This is a genomic window from Anaerostipes sp. AF04-45 (assembly GCF_003461725.1).
GTDB classification, from domain to species: domain Bacteria; phylum Bacillota; class Clostridia; order Lachnospirales; family Lachnospiraceae; genus Anaerostipes; species Anaerostipes caccae.
In genome coordinates this window covers 147,737-165,954 of record NZ_QTXQ01000006.1, presented here as the reverse complement: position 1 = coordinate 165,954, position 18,218 = coordinate 147,737, and the positions used below count along the sequence as shown (strand labels likewise).

Genomic DNA, 18,218 nt, shown 5'->3' with positions numbered 1-18,218 from the left:
ACAGCCGTTACGTCCGGCAAGTGAATACACAGAAAGAAGATAGACCAATGATTAGAAGTATGACAGGATTTGGGCGCAGCGTCGTATCCAATGACAACAATCAGACGATCACCGTTGAGGTGAAATCAGTCAATCACAGATACTGTGATATCTCATTAAAGATACCGAAAAAATTTACTATGTTTGAGGCGGATGTCCGGAACCTGTTTAAACAGTATGCGAACAGGGGAAAGATCGATCTGTCCATATCATATGAAGACTTGTCCGAGACCAGCGTAGGTCTCCACTATAACCGCGCGGTGGCAAAAGAGTATATGGATGCCTTTCATCAGATGGAAGAAGAGTTTGGAATTCCGGTGTCGGTCACGGCAGAACGCCTGGCTCAGTTTCCAGAGGTGCTCTCTCTCACAGAAGAGACTTTTGACGAGAGCCGGTGGTGGAGCCTGATCGAAACAGCGGTTAAGGAAGCCGGCAAAAAATTTGTGGAATCCAGGACAGTGGAAGGGAAAAGACTTTTGGAGGATATGGAAGGAAAGCTCGCCCGGATGGAAGACGATATTGAGTTTATCGCCGAGCGTTCTCCGTCTATTATTCAGGAATACCGTACGAAACTGGAAGATAAAGTAAAAGAATTTTTAGAAAATGCTGGGATCGATGAAAACAGGATTGCGGCAGAGGTCACCTTATATGCAGACAAAATATCCGTGGATGAAGAGATCGTCCGCTTTAAGAGCCATATCAAGGCCATGCAGGAAGAGCTCTATGAGAAAGAAAGCGTCGGAAGAAAACTGGATTTCCTTGCCCAGGAAATGAACCGGGAGGCCAACACGATCTTGTCCAAGTCCAGTGACGTGGAGCTTTCCAACCACGCCATCGAGCTGAAGACCAATGTGGAAAAGGTCAGGGAACAGGTTCAGAATATCGAGTAGGGAGGATAAAACGATGAAAAAAGGTGCGTTGGTCATCTTATCCGGATTTTCCGGCGTTGGAAAAGGCACAGTGGCAAAGCGCCTGGTGGAGAAGTACGGATACAGTCTGTCGGTCTCCGCGACGACCAGGCAGCCCCGGGAAGGGGAAGTGGACGGAAGAGACTATTTTTTCAAGACGGAAGAAGAGTTTCGAAACCTGATTGACTACAACGGATTTATAGAATATGCTAGATATGTAGAAAATTTTTACGGCACGCCGCGGAAGTTCGTGGAAGATGAGCTCAACGCGGGGCATAATGTCATACTGGAGATTGAAGTACAGGGGGCGTTTGCCATCAGGGAACAGTACGAGGATGCTCTTTTGATCTTCATCACGGCTCCCAGTGCCGGGGAGATCAAAAACCGCCTGATCGGAAGGGGAACGGAGTCTGAGGAAGTCATAGCAAAGCGGCTTTCAAGGGCGGTGGAAGAGTCCGAGGACATGTGCCAGTATGATTATATTATCGTCAATGACGATCTGGAAGTGTGCGTCGGCCAGGTGCATGCGGTGGTCACCGCACAGTCCTGTGAGCGCAGACACAACATGGATCTGGTAAAAGAAACAATGGAAGGATTAAAAACCTTATAGGAGGAATCATATTTATGCTACACCCATCATATTCAGAATTAATGCAGGTCATCAATGGAGATGACGAAGACAAGAATATCATCACCAGCCGCTACTCACTTGTCATTGCCAGTGCCAAGAGAGCCAGACAGCTGATCGGAGGAGATATGCCGCTTACGGAAGATGCAGACGAACAGAAGCCTCTTTCCACGGCAGTCGAGGAGATACGGAGCAATAAAGTAAAGATTCTTCAGGATGGAGAAGACGAAGAATAGAGAAAGCACGAAGGGTGAATAGGATTTTTTCTAGTCACCCTTTTCAAATATCATCTTGAAAGGAACAGACATGGATCTTATATTAATCTTAAAAACAATCATTTTAGGAATTGTGGAGGGCATCACGGAATGGCTCCCAATCAGCAGCACCGGACACCTGATCTTAGTGGATGAGTTCATAAACTTAAACGTCTCGGCGGCATTTAAAGAGATGTTTGACGTGGTGATCCAGCTGGGCGCCATCATGGCGGTGGTCGTGCTCTATTTTCACAAGCTGAATCCGCTCTCTCCAAAAAAGAACCGGAAGCAGAAACATGAGACCATGGTACTCTGGTATAAAGTGATCTTTGCGGTCCTTCCGGCGGCAGTCATCGGCATACTGTTTGACGATGCTATTCATGACAGATTTTTTAACCCGGTGGTTGTTGCGGCAACGCTGATCATCTATGGTGTCTTATTTATCGTCATTGAAAATCATAACGAGAGAAGCAGGAGAAGAGGCATGGATTCTCTCTCGGGGCTTACATACCGGATGGCCTTTATCATTGGAGTGTTTCAGGTATTGTCTCTGATTCCGGGCACATCCCGTTCCGGAGCTACCATTGTGGGAGGTATTCTGATCGGATGTTCCAGGACCGTGGCGGCAGAGTTTTCATTTTTTCTTGGAATTCCGGTCATGTTCGGAGCCAGCCTTTTAAAGATCTTAAAATTCGGGCTTTCCTTTACCGGAACAGAGCTTGTGGTGCTGGCCATAGGAATGATCGTTTCGTTCCTTGTATCCATTGTTTCGATTAAGTTTTTGATGGGATATGTAAAACGGCATGATTTTAAGGCGTTTGGGGTGTACAGGATCATACTTGGTATTCTGGTCATCGGATATTTTATGTTTTTTAAATAGGAGAATTACATGGAGAAAGAGTTGTTTTTAAAAGGGATGCAGGAGCTTTTAGAGGTCGCAAAGGCCGGGGGCGATAAGATCCGGAAGGAAGATATTTTATCATATTTCGGAGGAATGGACATCACGGATGAGATCGAGACCATGCTCTGCGACTACTTTGTGGAAGCCGGGGTGCAGGTGGAGGGGTATGAAAAAAGCCCGAAAAAGGAATTACAGAAAGAAGAGACAGATCCGGGAGTGATCCGGTTTTATGAGGAGGAGCTCGAAGAGCTGGGAGGCTCCGATCCCAAAAAAGTACGGGAATTGATTGTAAGGCTGGCAGACGGGGAAGACGTCCAAAATGAACTGATTGAGAGTATGCTTGCCGACGTGGCACTGGATGCCAGGAACTACACAGGGCACGGTGTTTTGCTTGGAGATCTGATCCAGGAGGGTAATATGGGCCTTATAGAGGCTGTATTTGAACTTGGAGACAGAGAGCCAAAGGAGGCTGAAAAGTTTTTACGGGAAGCAGCGGAGTCGGCAATGAAGAAAGCCGTTTCCGAGCAGATGAATACGGACTCGGTGGGAGAACAGATGGCAAGAAAGGCCAACCGCCTGGACGAGGCAGCCCGATTTCTGGCAGAAGACCTTGGAAGAGAGGCAACTGCAGGAGAACTTGCGGATCATCTCAAGATGACGGAAGAGGAAGTAAAGGAGATCATGAAGATGTCCCTTGATGCGATCTCTGTCGTTGAGACAGACATTACCCGGAAATAGGCCGGATGTTCCGGCCGCCCATATGCAGGAAGAGGTGGGGCAATGAACATCAGAGAAAAGCAGGAACAGACAGAGCTTAAGCTGCTGAGTCCATATGCGACACAGAGCAGCCGGACAAAAGGGAGAGAAAAGCCTGAAGTGGAGTGCGAACTTCGGACCTGTTTCCAGAGAGACAGGGACCGGATCGTCCACTGCAAGGCTTTTCGGCGTTTAAAGGACAAAACACAGGTGTTTTTGTCTCCAAAAGGAGACCACTACCGGACGAGACTTACGCATACACTGGAGGTGGCGCAGAATGCCAGGACCATAGCCAGGGCCCTGAACTTAAATGAACTGCTGACGGAAGCCATTGCCCTGGGACATGACCTGGGACATACGCCGTTCGGCCATGCGGGGGAGAGAACGCTGAACGAATTAAATCCCGAAGGATTCCGCCATAATCTGCAGAGCGTCAGGGTTGTGGAGTTTTTGGAGAAGAACGGAAATGGGCTGAATCTTACCTGGGAAGTCCGGGAGGGGATGAAAAACCACTCTACTCACAGCATTTCGTCTACCCTGGAAGGAAAGATTGTGCGCCTGGCTGACAAGATCGCCTACATCAACCATGATATAGATGATTCTATACGGGCAGGAGTCATGAAAGAATCGGATCTTCCGGCAGAGTACACAGACGTGCTTGGTAATACGGTGCGGGAGCGGATCAATACAATCATTCATGACATTGTAAAGCACAGCGAGGACCGGGACGATATTTTAATGTCTGATGAAATCCACACTGCGATGTTCGGTCTCAGAAGATTCATGTTTGATCATGTATATTTCAACCCTCAAACGAAAAAAGAAGAACGAAAGGTGCACCATATCATTGAGCCGCTGTTTGAATATTATCTTCACCATACCGACCTTCTTCCTGCTTACTCCAGAGAAAGGATTGGTGTCACAGAGTCCAAAGAACAGGCTGCCTGTGACTATATTGCGGGAATGACGGACCATTTTGCTATCGAGACATACAAAGAAATCTTCATTCCGAAGTTCTGGCTGGAAAAGTGAGAAAAATAAAAAGGAATGAATCAGTTTATGTAGAATAATATATATAGAGGACATTTATCACACAGATAGGAGGACAGGCTGTTGTTATACGGAGATGACATTATTGAAGAGGTCAGAAGCCGCAATGACATCGTGGATTTGATCTCTTCCTATGTACCGCTCAAGCGGAAAGGAAGTTCTTATTTCGGACTCTGTCCTTTCCATAATGAAAAATCACCGTCGTTTTCTGTCAGCAGGGACAAGCAGATGTATTACTGTTTCGGATGCGGGGCCGGCGGCAATGTCTTTACTTTTATTATGGAATATGAGAACTTTACATTTCCGGAAGCCGTGCGGTATCTGGCGGAGCGGGCCGGGATGGAACTTCCGGAACAGGAACTCAGCGCAGAAGCAAAGCAGCAGGCAGACGCCAAGGCACAATTAAAAGAGATGAATAAGATGGCAGCCAATTATTTTTATATCCTCCTTCACAGCAAAAGAGGGGAAAAAGGACTTGCCTATCTTACAAAACGCGGGATTACCGGGGAGACAATCAAAAAGTTCGGCCTTGGATACGCAGATATTTATCAGGATGACCTCTACCGGTTTTTAAAGAGCAAGGGCTTTTCCGACGAAGAACTGAAGGATTCTGCACTGGTCACTATTGACGAGGCCAGAGGAGGCAGTGACAAATTCTGGAACAGGGTCATGTTTCCGATTCAGGATGTCAACAGCCGTGTCATAGGATTCGGGGGACGGGTCATGGGAGACGGAAGCCCTAAGTATTTAAATTCCAGGGAGACGAAACTGTTTGACAAGAGCAGGAATCTTTACGGACTGAATTTTGCCCGGAGTTCCAGAGAGAAGTTTATCATTTTATGCGAAGGATATATGGACGTCATTTCCATGCATCAGGCCGGATTCACAAATGCGGTGGCGGCTTTGGGAACGGCGTTTACCGAGGGGCACGGGATGCTTCTCAAACGTTATACGAACGAAGTGATCCTTTCTTTTGACAGCGATGAGGCCGGTCAGAGGGCGATTTTAAGGGCGATACCCATTCTCAAAGGGGCAGGCCTCACGGTCAGGGTTCTCGATCTCACTCCGTACAAAGACCCTGATGAATTTATAAAGGAACTGGGAAGCGAAGAACTGAAAAACCGCATACAGAAAGCCAGGAGCAGTTTCATGTTCCAGATATCGGTGGCAGCGGGAAAGTACAATCAGGATGATCCGGAGGAAAAAACTAAGTTCCAGCATGAGGCGGCAAAACTTTTGTCTGGTATAAGGGAACCTCTGGAGAGGAACAACTACTGCGAAGCCGTGTCCAGGGAATATTTTATGGGTGTGAAGGAACTGAAAGATCTGGTGGAGTATTACGGCACCAGCGGATATGTACAGGAGAAACCAAAGGAACAGGAGCGGAGACCGGCGGAAGTAAAAAAAGAAGAAAAAAGGCAGGAGCCTCAGAAGCTGCTGCTCACCTGGCTGGTCAACGAGCCGGTACTTTTTCAGAAGCTTGCCGGGATCATCGGACCGGATGATTTTATTGAGCCGATCTATCACGGCGCTGCTATGCTGCTCTTTGAAGAATACGAGAGGGACGGCAAAGTGATGCCGGCTAAGATACTGAATCAGTATACGGATATGGAAGACCAGAAGAAAATTGCGGAGCTGTTCAATACGACGCTGAAATTAAAGCCTCTGCCCGAGGACAATGACAAGGCGCTGACCGACATTGTCCGGAAGGTAAAGGAAGACAGCATTGAACACAAGATGAATGAATCCAACGACATTATGAAATGGCAGGAGCTGATCCAGGAAAAAGGCAGACTGGCAAAGCTGCATATTTCGATTTAGGTTGGTTAAAATAGGTATGAGAGGAAGGAAATCAATGGACGAAACAATGTTACAATTCAGCGAGAAGCTGGCAGGTTTAGTAGAACTGGGGAAGAAAAATAAAAATTTTCTGGAGTATGCCCAGATTGAGACATATTTTAAAGATTTTAAGCTGACATCGGATATGATGGAGGCAATTTTTGATTACCTGGAACAAAACGGAGTCGATGTGCTCACGATCCCCGAGGGAGAGGACGACGAAGATCTGGAGATCAAGGAAGAGATCGAGGAAGAAGCGGACCTGACGATCCCGGACGGAGTCAGCATCGAGGACCCGGTGCGCATGTATTTAAAGGAAATCGGAAAGGTACCTCTGCTGAGCGCGGATGAGGAGATCCGTCTGGCCCAGAGGATGGAGGAAGGTGATGAGGAAGCCAAGAAAAAGCTTGCGGAAGCCAACCTGCGTCTCGTAGTCAGCATTGCGAAGCGCTATGTGGGACGTGGGATGCTGTTTTTGGATCTGATCCAGGAGGGAAATCTGGGTCTTATCAAGGCAGTAGAAAAATTCGATTACAGGAAGGGATATAAGTTCAGTACGTATGCCACATGGTGGATCCGCCAGGCTATCACCAGAGCCATTGCCGACCAGGCAAGAACGATCCGTATCCCTGTCCATATGGTGGAGACCATCAACAAGCTGATCCGTGTGTCCAGGCAGCTCCTTCAGGAACTCGGCAGAGAGCCGCTTCCGGAAGAGATCGCCGAGGAGATGGATATTCCAGTGGACCGTGTGAGGGAGATTTTAAAGATTTCCCAGGAACCGGTATCTTTAGAGACACCGATCGGAGAGGAAGAAGACAGCCACCTCGGAGACTTTATTCAGGATGACAATGTTCCGGTGCCGGCGGATGCGGCGGCATTTACACTGCTGAAAGAACAGCTGAGCGAAGTGCTCGGAACTTTGACGGAGAGAGAGCAGAAGGTGTTAAGACTGCGCTTCGGACTGGATGACAGCCGTGCAAGGACGCTGGAAGAGGTAGGAAAAGAGTTCAACGTCACCAGGGAAAGAATCCGCCAGATCGAGGCCAAGGCTCTGAGAAAGCTGAGACATCCGAGCCGCAGCAGAAAATTAAAAGACTATTTAGACTGATCGGGTGAAATATGGAATTGTCATCAAGGTTAAAAATAATTGCTTCTTTTGTGTCCGAAGGGATGTGTGTCGCCGATATAGGGACAGATCATGGATACATACCCATTTATCTGACCTCCGAAGGGATGACGGACAAAGCATATGCCATGGATGTCAATCGGGGACCGCTTGAAAGGGCCTCGGAGAACATAAGGAAAGAAGGACTGAACGGAAAGATCCGGTGCATCCTATCGGACGGTATGGAGAAACTCCCGATGGATGCAGACAGTGCAGTGATTGCCGGAATGGGCGGAGACCTGATGGAACAGATCTTAATGAGGGGAGAGGACAGGCTTTTCAGGCTTTCAGAACTGGTTCTTTCCCCCCAGTCCCACTGGGAGAAAGTCAGGAGATTCCTGCACAGCCATGGGTTTGCCATCGAAAAAGAAGCATTGATAAAGGAAGACGGGAAATATTATATTGTCATAAAAGCTGTCAGGGGCCGGCAATCTTACGGCGAGTCCTGGCAGTATTCTTACGGCACTTATCTTACAGGATTAAAAGATCCCCTGATGAAGGAGTACCTGACGAAAGAGCTGAATGACAAACAGAAGATCCTTGACTCTTTTGAGGGAAAGGATTCAGAACATCTAAGGCGCAGGGCAGGAGAACTGTCCTGTATTCTCAGAGAGATAAAGGAGGCACTGAAAAACTATGAAATGCAGTGAACTGATGAAGATATTGGAAGATTATGTGCCGGCGCGTTATGCCATGGAGTGGGATAACGTGGGACTTCTTACAGGGAGAAGAGACAGAGAGATCCATAAAATCATGGTCGCATTGGACGCGGATAAAGGGGTGGTGGAAGAAGCAGTCAGACAAAAGGTGGACTTTCTGCTGACTCACCACCCTGTTATTTTTTCTCCCCAAAAGAGCATTACCGATGAGCCGGGCACACCGGAAAAACTTCTGAAGCTGATAGAAAACGGTGTGAATTGTTTTGCCATGCACACGAATTTCGATGTGGTGCATATGGGGAGGATCGTCTGTGAGGCGATGGGACTCAAGAGTCTGGCTCCGGTAGAAATGACATGTACAGAAGACGGTATTTTGAAGGGCATCGGAACAGTATCAGAACTTGAGCGCCCCATGTCAGCAGGGGATTTTGCGGAAGTGGTAAAAAATACGTTCGGTATAGAACATGTTCTGCTGTTTGGAAATAAAAGAAAAATAATCCAAAAGATTGCGGCTGTTCCAGGGTCCGGAAGACATATGGAACAGCAGGCGGCCGGAACAGGAGCAGATTTGTTTTTAACCGGGGATATCGGACATCATGAAGGGCTGGATGCCATGGAACTGGGCCTTACAGTCATCGACGCAGGCCATCACGGTCTGGAAAAGATTTTTGTAGATTTTATGGGACAATTTCTCGAAAAAAATGTACCGGTGTGTGAGATCATCCTGAGTCATACAAAATGTCCGTTTGACGTAAAATAGAGCAGAGAGGAGTTGATGGCTGAATATGCTGAATGTAACAGTAGAAGGAACAAAGATCAGTGTAAAAGAGGGCACGGCTCTGGAGGAACTTGCGAAAAGATTTCAGAGACCGGGCGCCCCAGTTATTTTGCTTGCTTATACGGGAGAGAAGCTTAGAGAGCTTCACCATACGATTGATGAAGACTGTGATATCCGGTTTGTGACGAATGAGGAGCAGACCGGATATATGACTTATAAGAGGACGGTAAATTTCGTATTTTTAAAGGCCTGTGAGGAAGTGCTGGGAGAAGGGTGCACAAACCGCATCACAATGAATTACTCCATCGGCAACAGTACCTTCTGTGAATTTTCTCTCGATGATCTAAAAGTGGACGACGATCTGGCGAGAAAAATCCAGAATAAAATGCGGGAATTGGTGAGACAGGATTTAAAGATCAAAAAAATTTCCTACAATACGTTTGAGGCAAGAAAAAGATTTGCACAGCAGGGGATGAAAGAGAAAGTGAGGCTCTTCCGGTTCCGCAGGGTTTCCAGAACCAATGTATATTCTCTGGACGGATATGAGAATTATTTTTATGGGTATATGGCACCCAGTACGGGATATATCCAGGATTTTTATGTAGATGCGTATCAGGGAGGAATTGTTCTTCAGATCCCGAGACGGGATCATCTCCATTCCGTTTCAAGATTTACGCCTCAGCCAAAGCTGTTTCATGTGATGCAGAGGTCCAGATCCTGGAGCAAGCTTATGAGAGTGGACACGGTCGGGGCTCTCAACGAAGAGATCACCAACGGCGATATCAATAACCTGATTCTCGTGCAGGAGGCCCTTCAGGAGAAGCTTCTGGCTGATATTGCTTCAAAGATCGTGGACGACGGGAAAAAGGTTGTCCTGATCGCAGGTCCGTCTTCTTCCGGGAAGACGACATTCTCCCACCGCCTTGCCATTCAGCTTCAGATCGACGGGCTCACTCCGCACCCAATCTCTCTGGATGATTATTTCTTAGACAGAGAGCTGTCTCCCAGGGACGAGGAGGGCAACTATAATTTCGAGACGATCGCATCTCTTGATCTGGAATTGTTCAACGAAGATATCAACTGTCTTTTGGCCGGGAAGCAGGTACAGCTCCCAACCTATAATTTCGTTTCAGGAAAACGGGAGTACAAAGGGAATTATAAAAAGATCGGACCGGATGATGTGCTGGTCATCGAGGGAATCCATGGCTTGAACGGGATGCTGTCCAGTGAGATTTCGGAAGAAGATAAATATAAGATTTATGTCAGCGCGCTGAGTCAGATCAATATAGACGAACACAACCGGATACCCAGCTCCGACGGCCGTCTGTTGAGAAGGATCGTGAGGGATGCAAGGCACAGGGGAACGGATGCAAAGACGACCATCGGACGGTGGGAATCTGTGCGCAGGGGTGAGGAACTGAATATTTTCCCTTACCAGGAGGAAGCGGACATCATGTTTAACTCTGCCCAGATTTACGAGCTGGCTGTGTTGAAACAGTATGCGGAGCCGCTTTTATTTCAGATCAGCCCGGGATGTCCGGAATATCAGGAATCCAAGCGCCTGCTGAAGTTTTTGGATTATTTCCTGAGTGTGAAAAGTGAGGATATACCGAAGACGTCTCTTTTGAGAGAGTTCATTGGGGGAAGCTGCTTTGAGACTTGACGGTTCCGTTTTTTTATCTAACTAATCGGGATGAAACTCTATCTTAATTTATGAGAGAGATTTTTATGGAGAATTAGGATAGCGGGGAATCAAGATTAGGGGGATAATGAATAATGTATAACTGGAAACGCAGATTGATGAGTCTGGCACTTGCTGCCGCCGTGTCGTGTACGGCTTTGACTTCCTTTGATGTTCATGCTGATGAGATTAACACAGAAGATCTGGAGTTTGATCTCATTGGAAAAACGGCAGTGCGCAGCGGGAGAAGAATTATAGAATATGAGGATGCAGCTTTGCTGCAGCCGCAGACGGATAAGAGCAGAAAACGGGCGGCACAGCTGCCGGACTCATATACGGCAGAGCATACCAGAGTAAAAACCCAGGAGAATACCGGTATTTGCTGGACTTTTGGTGCCATGGCTTCCCTTGAATCTGTGATGATGACAGCAGGAACCGCTTCTTCATCGATTAATTTATCGGAGAGACAACTTGCTTATTTTACCTTTCATGGACAGAATAAAGACCGGGACAAGAGCAAATACGCGGGAAACGACAGTTTTTTGAATCGGTCCGGAGAAAGCGACTACACGATTGGAGGAAGCCGCTGGTTCTCAGTGCCGACACTGGCCAGATGGTATGGGGCGGTGGATGAATCAGTCCTCCCGTTCAGTCAGATATGGGCTTCTGATCCGTCAGAAAAGTATCAGACGGAATCTTATATCCATCTTAAAAATGCACTGTATCTGCCGGAGATTAATCTGGAAAACGGCAATGATGAAACCGTACATAGTGCTGCAGGGGTGCAGGCAGTGAAGCGGGCTGTATATGAAAAAGGCGCTGTCAGTGCCGGATATTACACGGGCAATTCACATTCGGGATATTATCGTTTTGGCAGCAAAACCGGATCTTCAAGAACTACAACATCTTAATTATTATGACGGGGATAAATACGCAGATCATGAGATTACCATTGTCGGCTGGGACGACAATTACAGCAAAGATAATTTCAGTGTTACGCCTCCCGGAAACGGTGCGTTCCTTGTGAAAAACAGCTGGGACGTTGACTGGGGTGACAGCGGATATTTCTATATTTCGTATTATGACAAATCCCTTTCTGAACCTACGGTTTTTGAAGCTGAGAATGTGAACTATAACGGAAGTAAGACCGCGCATACTTATCAGAATATTTATCAATATGACGGGGCAGGATTTGGAGACGCTTTGTTTACGGCAGGCACCAGTCCCGTGGTTGGAGTCAATAAATTTACGGCCAGAGACAATGAAAAGCTAACCGCATGCGGAGTTTATGTTCCAGCAGCAAACTGCAGCGTCAAAGTTCAGGTTTATCAGGACCAGAGTAATAAGTCGTTGGTTTCCAAAGAATATACGGCACAGAATGCCGGATTTTACACGATTCCTTTCGGTTCCTCCTCGTTTGATATGGAGAAAGGCAAAGTATACCGTGCGGAGCTTCAGATTTCTTTCAAAAAAGAAGGAAGGACCGAATATTTTTATCCGTTTGAACTGCAGGAGGATCAGTCAGATGAATTTCAAATGGATTGTACGGCGGGACAAACCCAGCTAAAATATAATTTTGGCGGTTCGGGCAGAGATGTAACATCATTGCAGCCGTTAAATGGGGTATATCAAACGGGCAACGCATTGGTTAAATTATTTTCCAACGATAAGGTGAAGGCCGGAAACAGCGGGACAACTGCTTCAAAACCGGCAGATACACCGGCCGTTTCTGTTCCGCAGACGCCGCCTGCAACGGCTGCACCAAAACCGACGGCAACTACGGCAAAACCGGCTGTGACTTATATCAAACCATCAGTTTCAAAGAGTTCACTCAGTATTTATAAAGGAAACAGTTCATCTATTACTGTAAAGAACAAAGTGAGAGGTGCAAAGGTCACGTTTTCCAGTTCTAAAAAGTCTGTGGCAGCAGTGAATTCTTCCGGCAGAGTTACCGGTAAAAAAGCAGGGACTGCGGTTATCACGGCAAAGGTTACGCAGCAGGGTAAAAATTACAGCTTAAAATGTAAGGTTAGGGTGAGTAAGAAGCGTTTGGCTTTTTCTAAGAAAAAAGCAAGGATAAAGAAAAAGAAATCTTATACCTTTAAAGTGAAAAAATACGGTGTCTCCGGAAAAGTGAGATGGAAAGTCAGCAATAAAAAGCTGGCATCGATCGGAAAGACAAGCGGTAAATTCAAGGCCAAAAAGAAAAAAGGCAAAGTGAAAGTCACCGCTTACTGTGGAAAATACAAGGTATCCTACATGGTTAAGATTTATTAAATTGTTTGACGGGACACATGAGAACATGGTATAATTCCACTCGGAATTTAGTTAACCGAATGATCGCGCCAAAGTCTTTTGGTGAGGAAAGTCCGGGCTTCGCAGGGCAGGATGCCGGATAACGTCCGGTAGGGGTGACCCTCAGGCCAGTGCAACAGAAATAAACCGCCGGTATTAGCCGGTAAGGGTGGAAAGGCGGGGTAAGAGCCCACCGCTTGGCTGGTAACAGGCAAGGCACATGTAAACCCCATCCGAAGCAAGGCAGGAGAAAAGCTATGGGCTTGCCCGGTCCGCTTTTCGGTGTGCCGCTGGAGCTTGCTGGCAACAGCAAGTCGAGATAGATGATCATTTAAGACAGAACCCGGCTTATAGATTAGCTAAATTCCATTTTAATTGAAAAAAATTTGCAGACAAGACATCAGAGATTAAAATCTGGTGTCTTTTGTTGTCTAACCTATTCTTTTTAAAAGAGGTCTTATAAAGTCAAAAACCATTTGTCTGCGAAAAGTGCACTTGTCAGGCAGGAAAGGAAGGGAAAGAATGAAGAAACAATGGAAAAGGTGTATGGCTGCTGCCGCGCTTACACTGGCGCTGGGCATCAGTTCCGGGCCGGAAATGCTTAGAGCATTGGATACAGAACAGGAAATACCTGGAAAATCCGGGGGGGGGTATTTCTGGATTAACTGAAGAAAACCCGGAGAAACAGGCAGAATCTAAGGGTGGCAGCAAAGTCCAAAACAAGACTTTAGAACCCAATGAGAATGAACTAAAAGGGAGGCAGCCGAAGACAAAGAAAAAGGCAGCGAAAACGTCCGGAGACACTGCGGAGAACGGACAGACTATTTTGGATGTCAGTGAAGGAGATGTCCGGATCACGAAGACTGGAGCTTCGGTCGGAGGAACTGCAAAGGACGACGGAACTCTAAATCCCAAGGGATACTGGATCACAGGGACTACGACAAAGTACAACGTGATTGTGGAAAAAGGTGTCAGGACAGAGATTACCCTGAGCGATGTCAGTATTACCTGTGATAAAACAAAGATGGACTGCATCAATGTCTCCCACGCCTATGTGACGATGACACTCAGAAGAAATAATACACTGCTTTGTAAATCAGGAAACGAAAAGGACGGATATAAAGGAGATGAAGGTAACGCCATTACAAAAGACGGAGTGGACGGGGAACTGATCCTCCAGTGTGAGAAGGCGGATGAAAAAGGACATCGCTGTGACAGCAGCTGCGGAAGCCTTACAGCATCAGGACAAGATGACCAATATCATGCAGGAGCCATTGGAAACAGCCTTCGAGGAACACAAAAAGACGGCGAGTGCGGTCTGGCGAATCTCATCATCAAGGGCGGGAATATTGTGGCAAAAGGAGGATATCACAGTCCCGGTATCGGAGGAGCCTGTCTGACAAGTTATAAATTTACACATGATTCTGTGTACGGCGACAACAGTGCTATATCATTTGCCAATCAGAAAGTAAGCAACCTTTCTATAACAGGAGGAAATATTAAAGCTGAGGGCAATTATGGCTGCGCCGGGCTCGGAGGAGGCGTATGGGTCAATATAGACGGCCTTTCGATCACCGGAGGAAGAGTCGAAGCGATCGGAGGAAGCTATGGTCCCGGCATCGGAGCAGTCTGTACATCCTCCCTTGATAATATTGTGATCAGCGGAGGGGATACTTTAGTCATCGCAAAAGGAGATGAGAGCAGTAATGCTCCGGGTATTGGATCAACTGATTATCCGGGCTTTACAATTCCTACGAAATTCGGCCGGTTCGTGTCATCTCCTCAGGAAGGTTATCAGGGCTATGTCCAGGACAGAGATTCTATGGACAGTTATACCTTCATGGAAGGGACACCGTTTAAATCTGACACACAGATCCATGTAGGGAAATTTTATACAGTGGCCTATTTTGGGCCGTTCCGTGATGAAAATACCGTGGAGTCAAAGACAAATGAACAGATCGGAGCCAATCATATTATCAGCAAAACTGGAGGAAACGGATTTACAAAGGAACAGCTAAAACAGCTCACGAAGGTGGCGGCAAAAGACAAAACAGGAAATGACCTGGAGGATGATCAGATCAGTTTCTTTGATGAAAAACAGATACAAGATTTAAATGAGGCGAAAAGGGCGGGAAAGATTGGGGATTACCCTCTGACGTTTGAGACCTCAAACGGCACAAAAGTGACGGCTAATGTCTGTCTGAGAGACGACGGCACAGATGCCGCGGGGATGGACCCGGAGGATCCGGACCCGACGATCGGAGCCAATAACTTTGAGAAGGATACCGGAGGAGATGCGTTTACCGAGGAGGAACTCAAGATCTATGGAGAACTGAAAGGCAAAGATAAAGATGGAACGACCATTTCACTGGATGGTTTTTCTATAGACAAAAAATAGTTTGAAAAGATTAACCAGGCAAAGACAGCCGGGATATCTGGTGTGTTTGAACTGACCTTTACATGCCGGGGCAAAAGTCACGGTTTCTTTGATGAAATATGATGAAACTGGGACAGATACAGATCCGGAATAGCGGTGAAACGATCAAAGGAATGAATATTATCAGCAGGACCGGAGGAGACGGCTTTACCGAAAAACAACTGAAAGAACTGTCTGCCGTCAAAGCATTTGACAAAGATGGAAAATCAGTGGAAAGAGACAGCATCACCTTTTCAGAGCCGGATCAAATCAAGAGGATCAATGAGGCAAAGACGGCGGGTGAGACCGGAAACTTTCCGCTGACTATAAAGGCACCCGGTGGAACAGAGGTGACGGTCCAAGTATATTTAAGAGATCAGGGAACGGACAGTGCCAAATTAGATCCGGACCATGGAGAAGCATTTTTGGCTGCAAATAACGGGACCCATCCAACAGGAGGAGAGGCGTTTACAAAAGAAGAGCTTCTGGAACTCTGCAGGGCAAAAGCGAAAGACCAGAGCAAGAATACCGTGGAACCATCCATCGATCCGAAACAATGGGAAGTACTGAACGAAGCTAAGACGGCGGGCAGGACCGGAGAATTTTCTCTGACCTTTTTTATAGAGGACGGGACAAAAGTTCAGGTAAAGATCACGCTGACCGGAGACCACAAAGTGAAGTTTGACTCCAACGGAGGCTATGATACTCCGGTGACTCAGACGGTCAGAGGAGGAAATCAGGTGATCGAGCCGAAAGATCCAAAGAGAGACGGCTATGAATTTATGGGCTGGTATTATACCGATGAGAATGGAAAAGAAGCCAAGTGGAATTTTTCAGATCCGGTGCATCAGAATATGACTTTAAGAGCGAAATGGAAGAAAGCTGAAATTGAGAAGGCAGACAAGGATACTTCAGGGAAAGAAAACAAAAAAGGTACATCAGAAAAAAATAAGAATTGGAAATATAAAGAGATCCGGAAAAACGAACAGACAGCGAAGACAGGAGAAGAATTTAAAACTGTATGGGTGGTGCTGGGCCTTTTGGGAGGAACAGGTATTTTATGTTGTCTTAGAAAGAAGAGAAAAATTAGTTAAACTATCGCAGGTGCCACCTTTGATATCTAAGCAGCCTGCTCCAGCAGATAAAATGTCATGAGTTATTTACCACTATTTCCGTCGCGCTTTTGAAATGCGCTCCTCCAATAGCGATAAATAACTTTCGAAAAGTGGCACTTTTTTTGACGGAAGCCCATCTCCAACAGACATTCCGTCCATTTTCCACATGATTGGAGTGAGGCATTCTAAGAGCCGAACGGAAGTCATGTGGAAAATGTCATAGTATCATTCCCTTTATTTATGTTTTATAATGTAGATAAGGGGAATTTTTTATTACCCAGGAAATACCCTGTCACGGCAGTGATAGAAAATGTTTTCTGAGAGATAAAACATACTCCATGTATTGTGTACAGATGCGTGTTGTCTTTTAACGAATGTATATGCAGGAGGAAATGAGTATGCTGAATCTAAGAACAATGAATGCGGAAGATCTCCCTGTCTTTAAAAAATGGCTTAGGATGCCGCATGTTGCAAAGTGGTACCATGAGCCATTGGATTGGATCGAAGAAGTCGAAAAGCAGGACAGTGCTTTCTGCTGGATTCATCATTTTATCGTTGAGTATGAAAATAAACCAATCGGCTTCTGTCAATACTATGCATGTAAAGACAGTGATGAACTATGGGGAGGATACACGGAAATGGGCGGATCTTACAGTGTCGATTATATGATTGGTGAGTTGGACTGCATCCACAGAGGATTTGGGAAAGAAATTGTAAAACAGCTGATAGAGAAGATCAGATGCCATGGTGATGCTGAGAGGATTGTTGTACAGCCTGAACAGGAGAATGCAGCGTCCTGTGGTTTGCTGCTGTCCTGTGGATTTGTTTTAAATACGGAAAATGATATTTATGTCATGACGATATAAAATTTATGATGTAAAGAAATGCAGATGTCTCTGAAATTGGACTTAAATTTTACAAAAGTGTGAATAATGTTTCAAAAATGTCATACACTATATTAAAGGAGTGTATATGACATTGAAGAAAAAATGGAAAGTAGCAGCCATATCTTGTGCGATTGGCTTATGCAGCGTAGGGCAGCAGGTCTTTGCAAGTGATACTTTATTTCAGCCGCCGCAGGGCGAAAATGGCGTTGATCAGCTTATCCAGAGGAAACTGTTGGAAGAACAGAAGCAGTTTAAAGAGAGAAAAGCACTGATTAAAAAGTTAAATATAGAACGTCAGATTGAAAAAGTACAGGATGTCAAAGGCCTCAAAGGAAAAATATCTACAAGAGAGAAAGCAATTCTTACTAGGATTGTGGAAGCAGAAGCTACTGACAAAGACATGAAGAGTAAAATCTTAGTCGCAAATGTGATATTAAACAGGGTCCGTTCCAAGGAATTTCCAAACACCATCGAACAGGTCGTGTTCCAGAGGACCAATGGCAGTGTGCAGTTTTCTCCGACAGCAGACGGACGGTATAATTCTGTGACGATCAAAGCGTCTACACGGGAAAGTGTGGAGCGGGCGTTGGAGGGAGAAGACTACTCAGAGGGCGCTTTATATTTTGTGGAAAAGACAATGGCGAATCCAAGAAATGTGTCCTGGTTTGACAGGGCGCTGACGAAACTGTTCACTTATCAGGGACATTCTTTTTATAAATAAGAGTGAAAATTCGGGGTTGACACGTAAAAAGAAAAGTATTATTATTCTATCATATAGTGATAAACCGATGAGAAAGAGTAGTAGTCAGGAGCAGAAGGATTTTAAGAGAGCTGCAGATGGTGG

Annotated in this window: 18 protein-coding genes, 1 other RNA gene and 1 other annotated feature (1 of these 20 cut by a window edge); all 19 genes read left to right on the top strand. The window is 46.1% G+C overall.

The window, feature by feature from the left end:
* Positions 1–47: 47 nt before the first annotated feature.
* The 19 genes from DWV34_RS10895 to DWV34_RS10820 all read left to right on the top strand — a co-directional run bounded on the left by DWV34_RS10895 (position 48) and on the right by DWV34_RS10820 (position 18,095).
* Positions 48–929 (top strand): YicC/YloC family endoribonuclease, encoded by an 882-nt coding sequence (locus tag DWV34_RS10895; protein ID WP_054334902.1) that lies wholly within the window; start codon positions 48–50, stop codon positions 927–929.
* A gap of 13 nt (positions 930–942) precedes the next feature.
* Positions 943–1,557, top strand: a complete 615-nt coding sequence (gene gmk, locus DWV34_RS10890; RefSeq protein ID WP_006567360.1) for a guanylate kinase — start codon at positions 943–945, stop codon at positions 1,555–1,557.
* Between the two features lie 14 nt (positions 1,558–1,571).
* A complete protein-coding gene (gene rpoZ / locus DWV34_RS10885) occupies positions 1,572–1,811 on the top strand; it encodes a DNA-directed RNA polymerase subunit omega (RefSeq protein ID WP_009291193.1) in 240 nt (79 codons plus the stop codon).
* Positions 1,812–1,881: 70 nt separating this feature from the next.
* Positions 1,882–2,709 (top strand): undecaprenyl-diphosphate phosphatase, encoded by an 828-nt coding sequence (locus DWV34_RS10880; protein ID WP_006567358.1) that lies wholly within the window; start codon positions 1,882–1,884, stop codon positions 2,707–2,709.
* Positions 2,710–2,718: 9 nt separating this feature from the next.
* Positions 2,719–3,468, top strand: coding sequence for a sigma-70 domain-containing protein (locus DWV34_RS10875; RefSeq protein WP_006567357.1), 750 nt, complete (start codon positions 2,719–2,721; stop codon positions 3,466–3,468).
* A 42-nt stretch (positions 3,469–3,510) separates the two neighbouring features.
* Positions 3,511–4,518, top strand: coding sequence for a deoxyguanosinetriphosphate triphosphohydrolase (locus DWV34_RS10870; protein WP_006567356.1), 1,008 nt, complete (start codon positions 3,511–3,513; stop codon positions 4,516–4,518).
* 81 nt (positions 4,519–4,599) lie between these two features.
* Positions 4,600–6,357 (top strand): DNA primase, encoded by a 1,758-nt coding sequence (gene dnaG, locus DWV34_RS10865; protein WP_118476225.1) that lies wholly within the window; start codon positions 4,600–4,602, stop codon positions 6,355–6,357.
* A gap of 34 nt (positions 6,358–6,391) precedes the next feature.
* Complete coding sequence (rpoD, locus tag DWV34_RS10860) at positions 6,392–7,486, top strand: RNA polymerase sigma factor RpoD (RefSeq protein WP_009291195.1); 1,095 nt, start codon at positions 6,392–6,394, stop codon at positions 7,484–7,486.
* Between the two features lie 11 nt (positions 7,487–7,497).
* Positions 7,498–8,193 (top strand): tRNA (adenine(22)-N(1))-methyltransferase, encoded by a 696-nt coding sequence (locus tag DWV34_RS10855; RefSeq protein ID WP_006567353.1) that lies wholly within the window; start codon positions 7,498–7,500, stop codon positions 8,191–8,193.
* Positions 8,180–8,962: a Nif3-like dinuclear metal center hexameric protein gene (locus tag DWV34_RS10850; RefSeq protein ID WP_022261386.1), complete on the top strand. Its 783-nt coding sequence runs from the start codon at positions 8,180–8,182 to the stop codon at positions 8,960–8,962. Before DWV34_RS10855 ends, DWV34_RS10850 begins: the two co-directional genes overlap by 14 nt.
* Positions 8,963–8,987: 25 nt before the next feature.
* On the top strand, positions 8,988–10,643 hold the full coding sequence (locus tag DWV34_RS10845) for a nucleoside kinase (protein WP_006567351.1): 1,656 nt from the start codon (positions 8,988–8,990) through the stop codon (positions 10,641–10,643).
* 113 nt (positions 10,644–10,756) lie between these two features.
* Positions 10,757–11,572 (top strand): C1 family peptidase, encoded by an 816-nt coding sequence (locus tag DWV34_RS17690; protein ID WP_227051653.1) that lies wholly within the window; start codon positions 10,757–10,759, stop codon positions 11,570–11,572.
* Positions 11,469–12,938, top strand: a complete 1,470-nt coding sequence (locus DWV34_RS17680) for a lectin like domain-containing protein (RefSeq protein ID WP_287629120.1) — start codon at positions 11,469–11,471, stop codon at positions 12,936–12,938. The genes DWV34_RS17690 and DWV34_RS17680 overlap by 104 nt, the downstream gene beginning before the upstream one ends.
* A 47-nt stretch (positions 12,939–12,985) precedes the next feature.
* An RNA gene (rnpB, locus tag DWV34_RS10835) (RNase P RNA component class A) lies at positions 12,986–13,323 on the top strand.
* Positions 13,324–13,478: 155 nt separating this feature from the next.
* Complete coding sequence (locus tag DWV34_RS17405; RefSeq protein WP_022261388.1) at positions 13,479–13,625, top strand: hypothetical protein; 147 nt, start codon at positions 13,479–13,481, stop codon at positions 13,623–13,625.
* Between the two features lie 157 nt (positions 13,626–13,782).
* Complete coding sequence (locus DWV34_RS17675; RefSeq protein WP_009291198.1) at positions 13,783–15,354, top strand: hypothetical protein; 1,572 nt, start codon at positions 13,783–13,785, stop codon at positions 15,352–15,354.
* 98 nt (positions 15,355–15,452) lie between these two features.
* Positions 15,453–16,466 (top strand): InlB B-repeat-containing protein, encoded by a 1,014-nt coding sequence (locus tag DWV34_RS17670; protein WP_022261389.1) that lies wholly within the window; start codon positions 15,453–15,455, stop codon positions 16,464–16,466.
* A gap of 419 nt (positions 16,467–16,885) precedes the next feature.
* Complete coding sequence (locus tag DWV34_RS10825; RefSeq protein ID WP_022261390.1) at positions 16,886–17,353, top strand: GNAT family N-acetyltransferase; 468 nt, start codon at positions 16,886–16,888, stop codon at positions 17,351–17,353.
* 106 nt (positions 17,354–17,459) lie between these two features.
* Positions 17,460–18,095, top strand: coding sequence for a cell wall hydrolase (locus DWV34_RS10820; protein WP_006567338.1), 636 nt, complete (start codon positions 17,460–17,462; stop codon positions 18,093–18,095).
* 58 nt (positions 18,096–18,153) lie between these two features.
* Positions 18,154–18,218: a binding site (T-box leader), on the top strand (it continues 173 nt past the right edge of the window).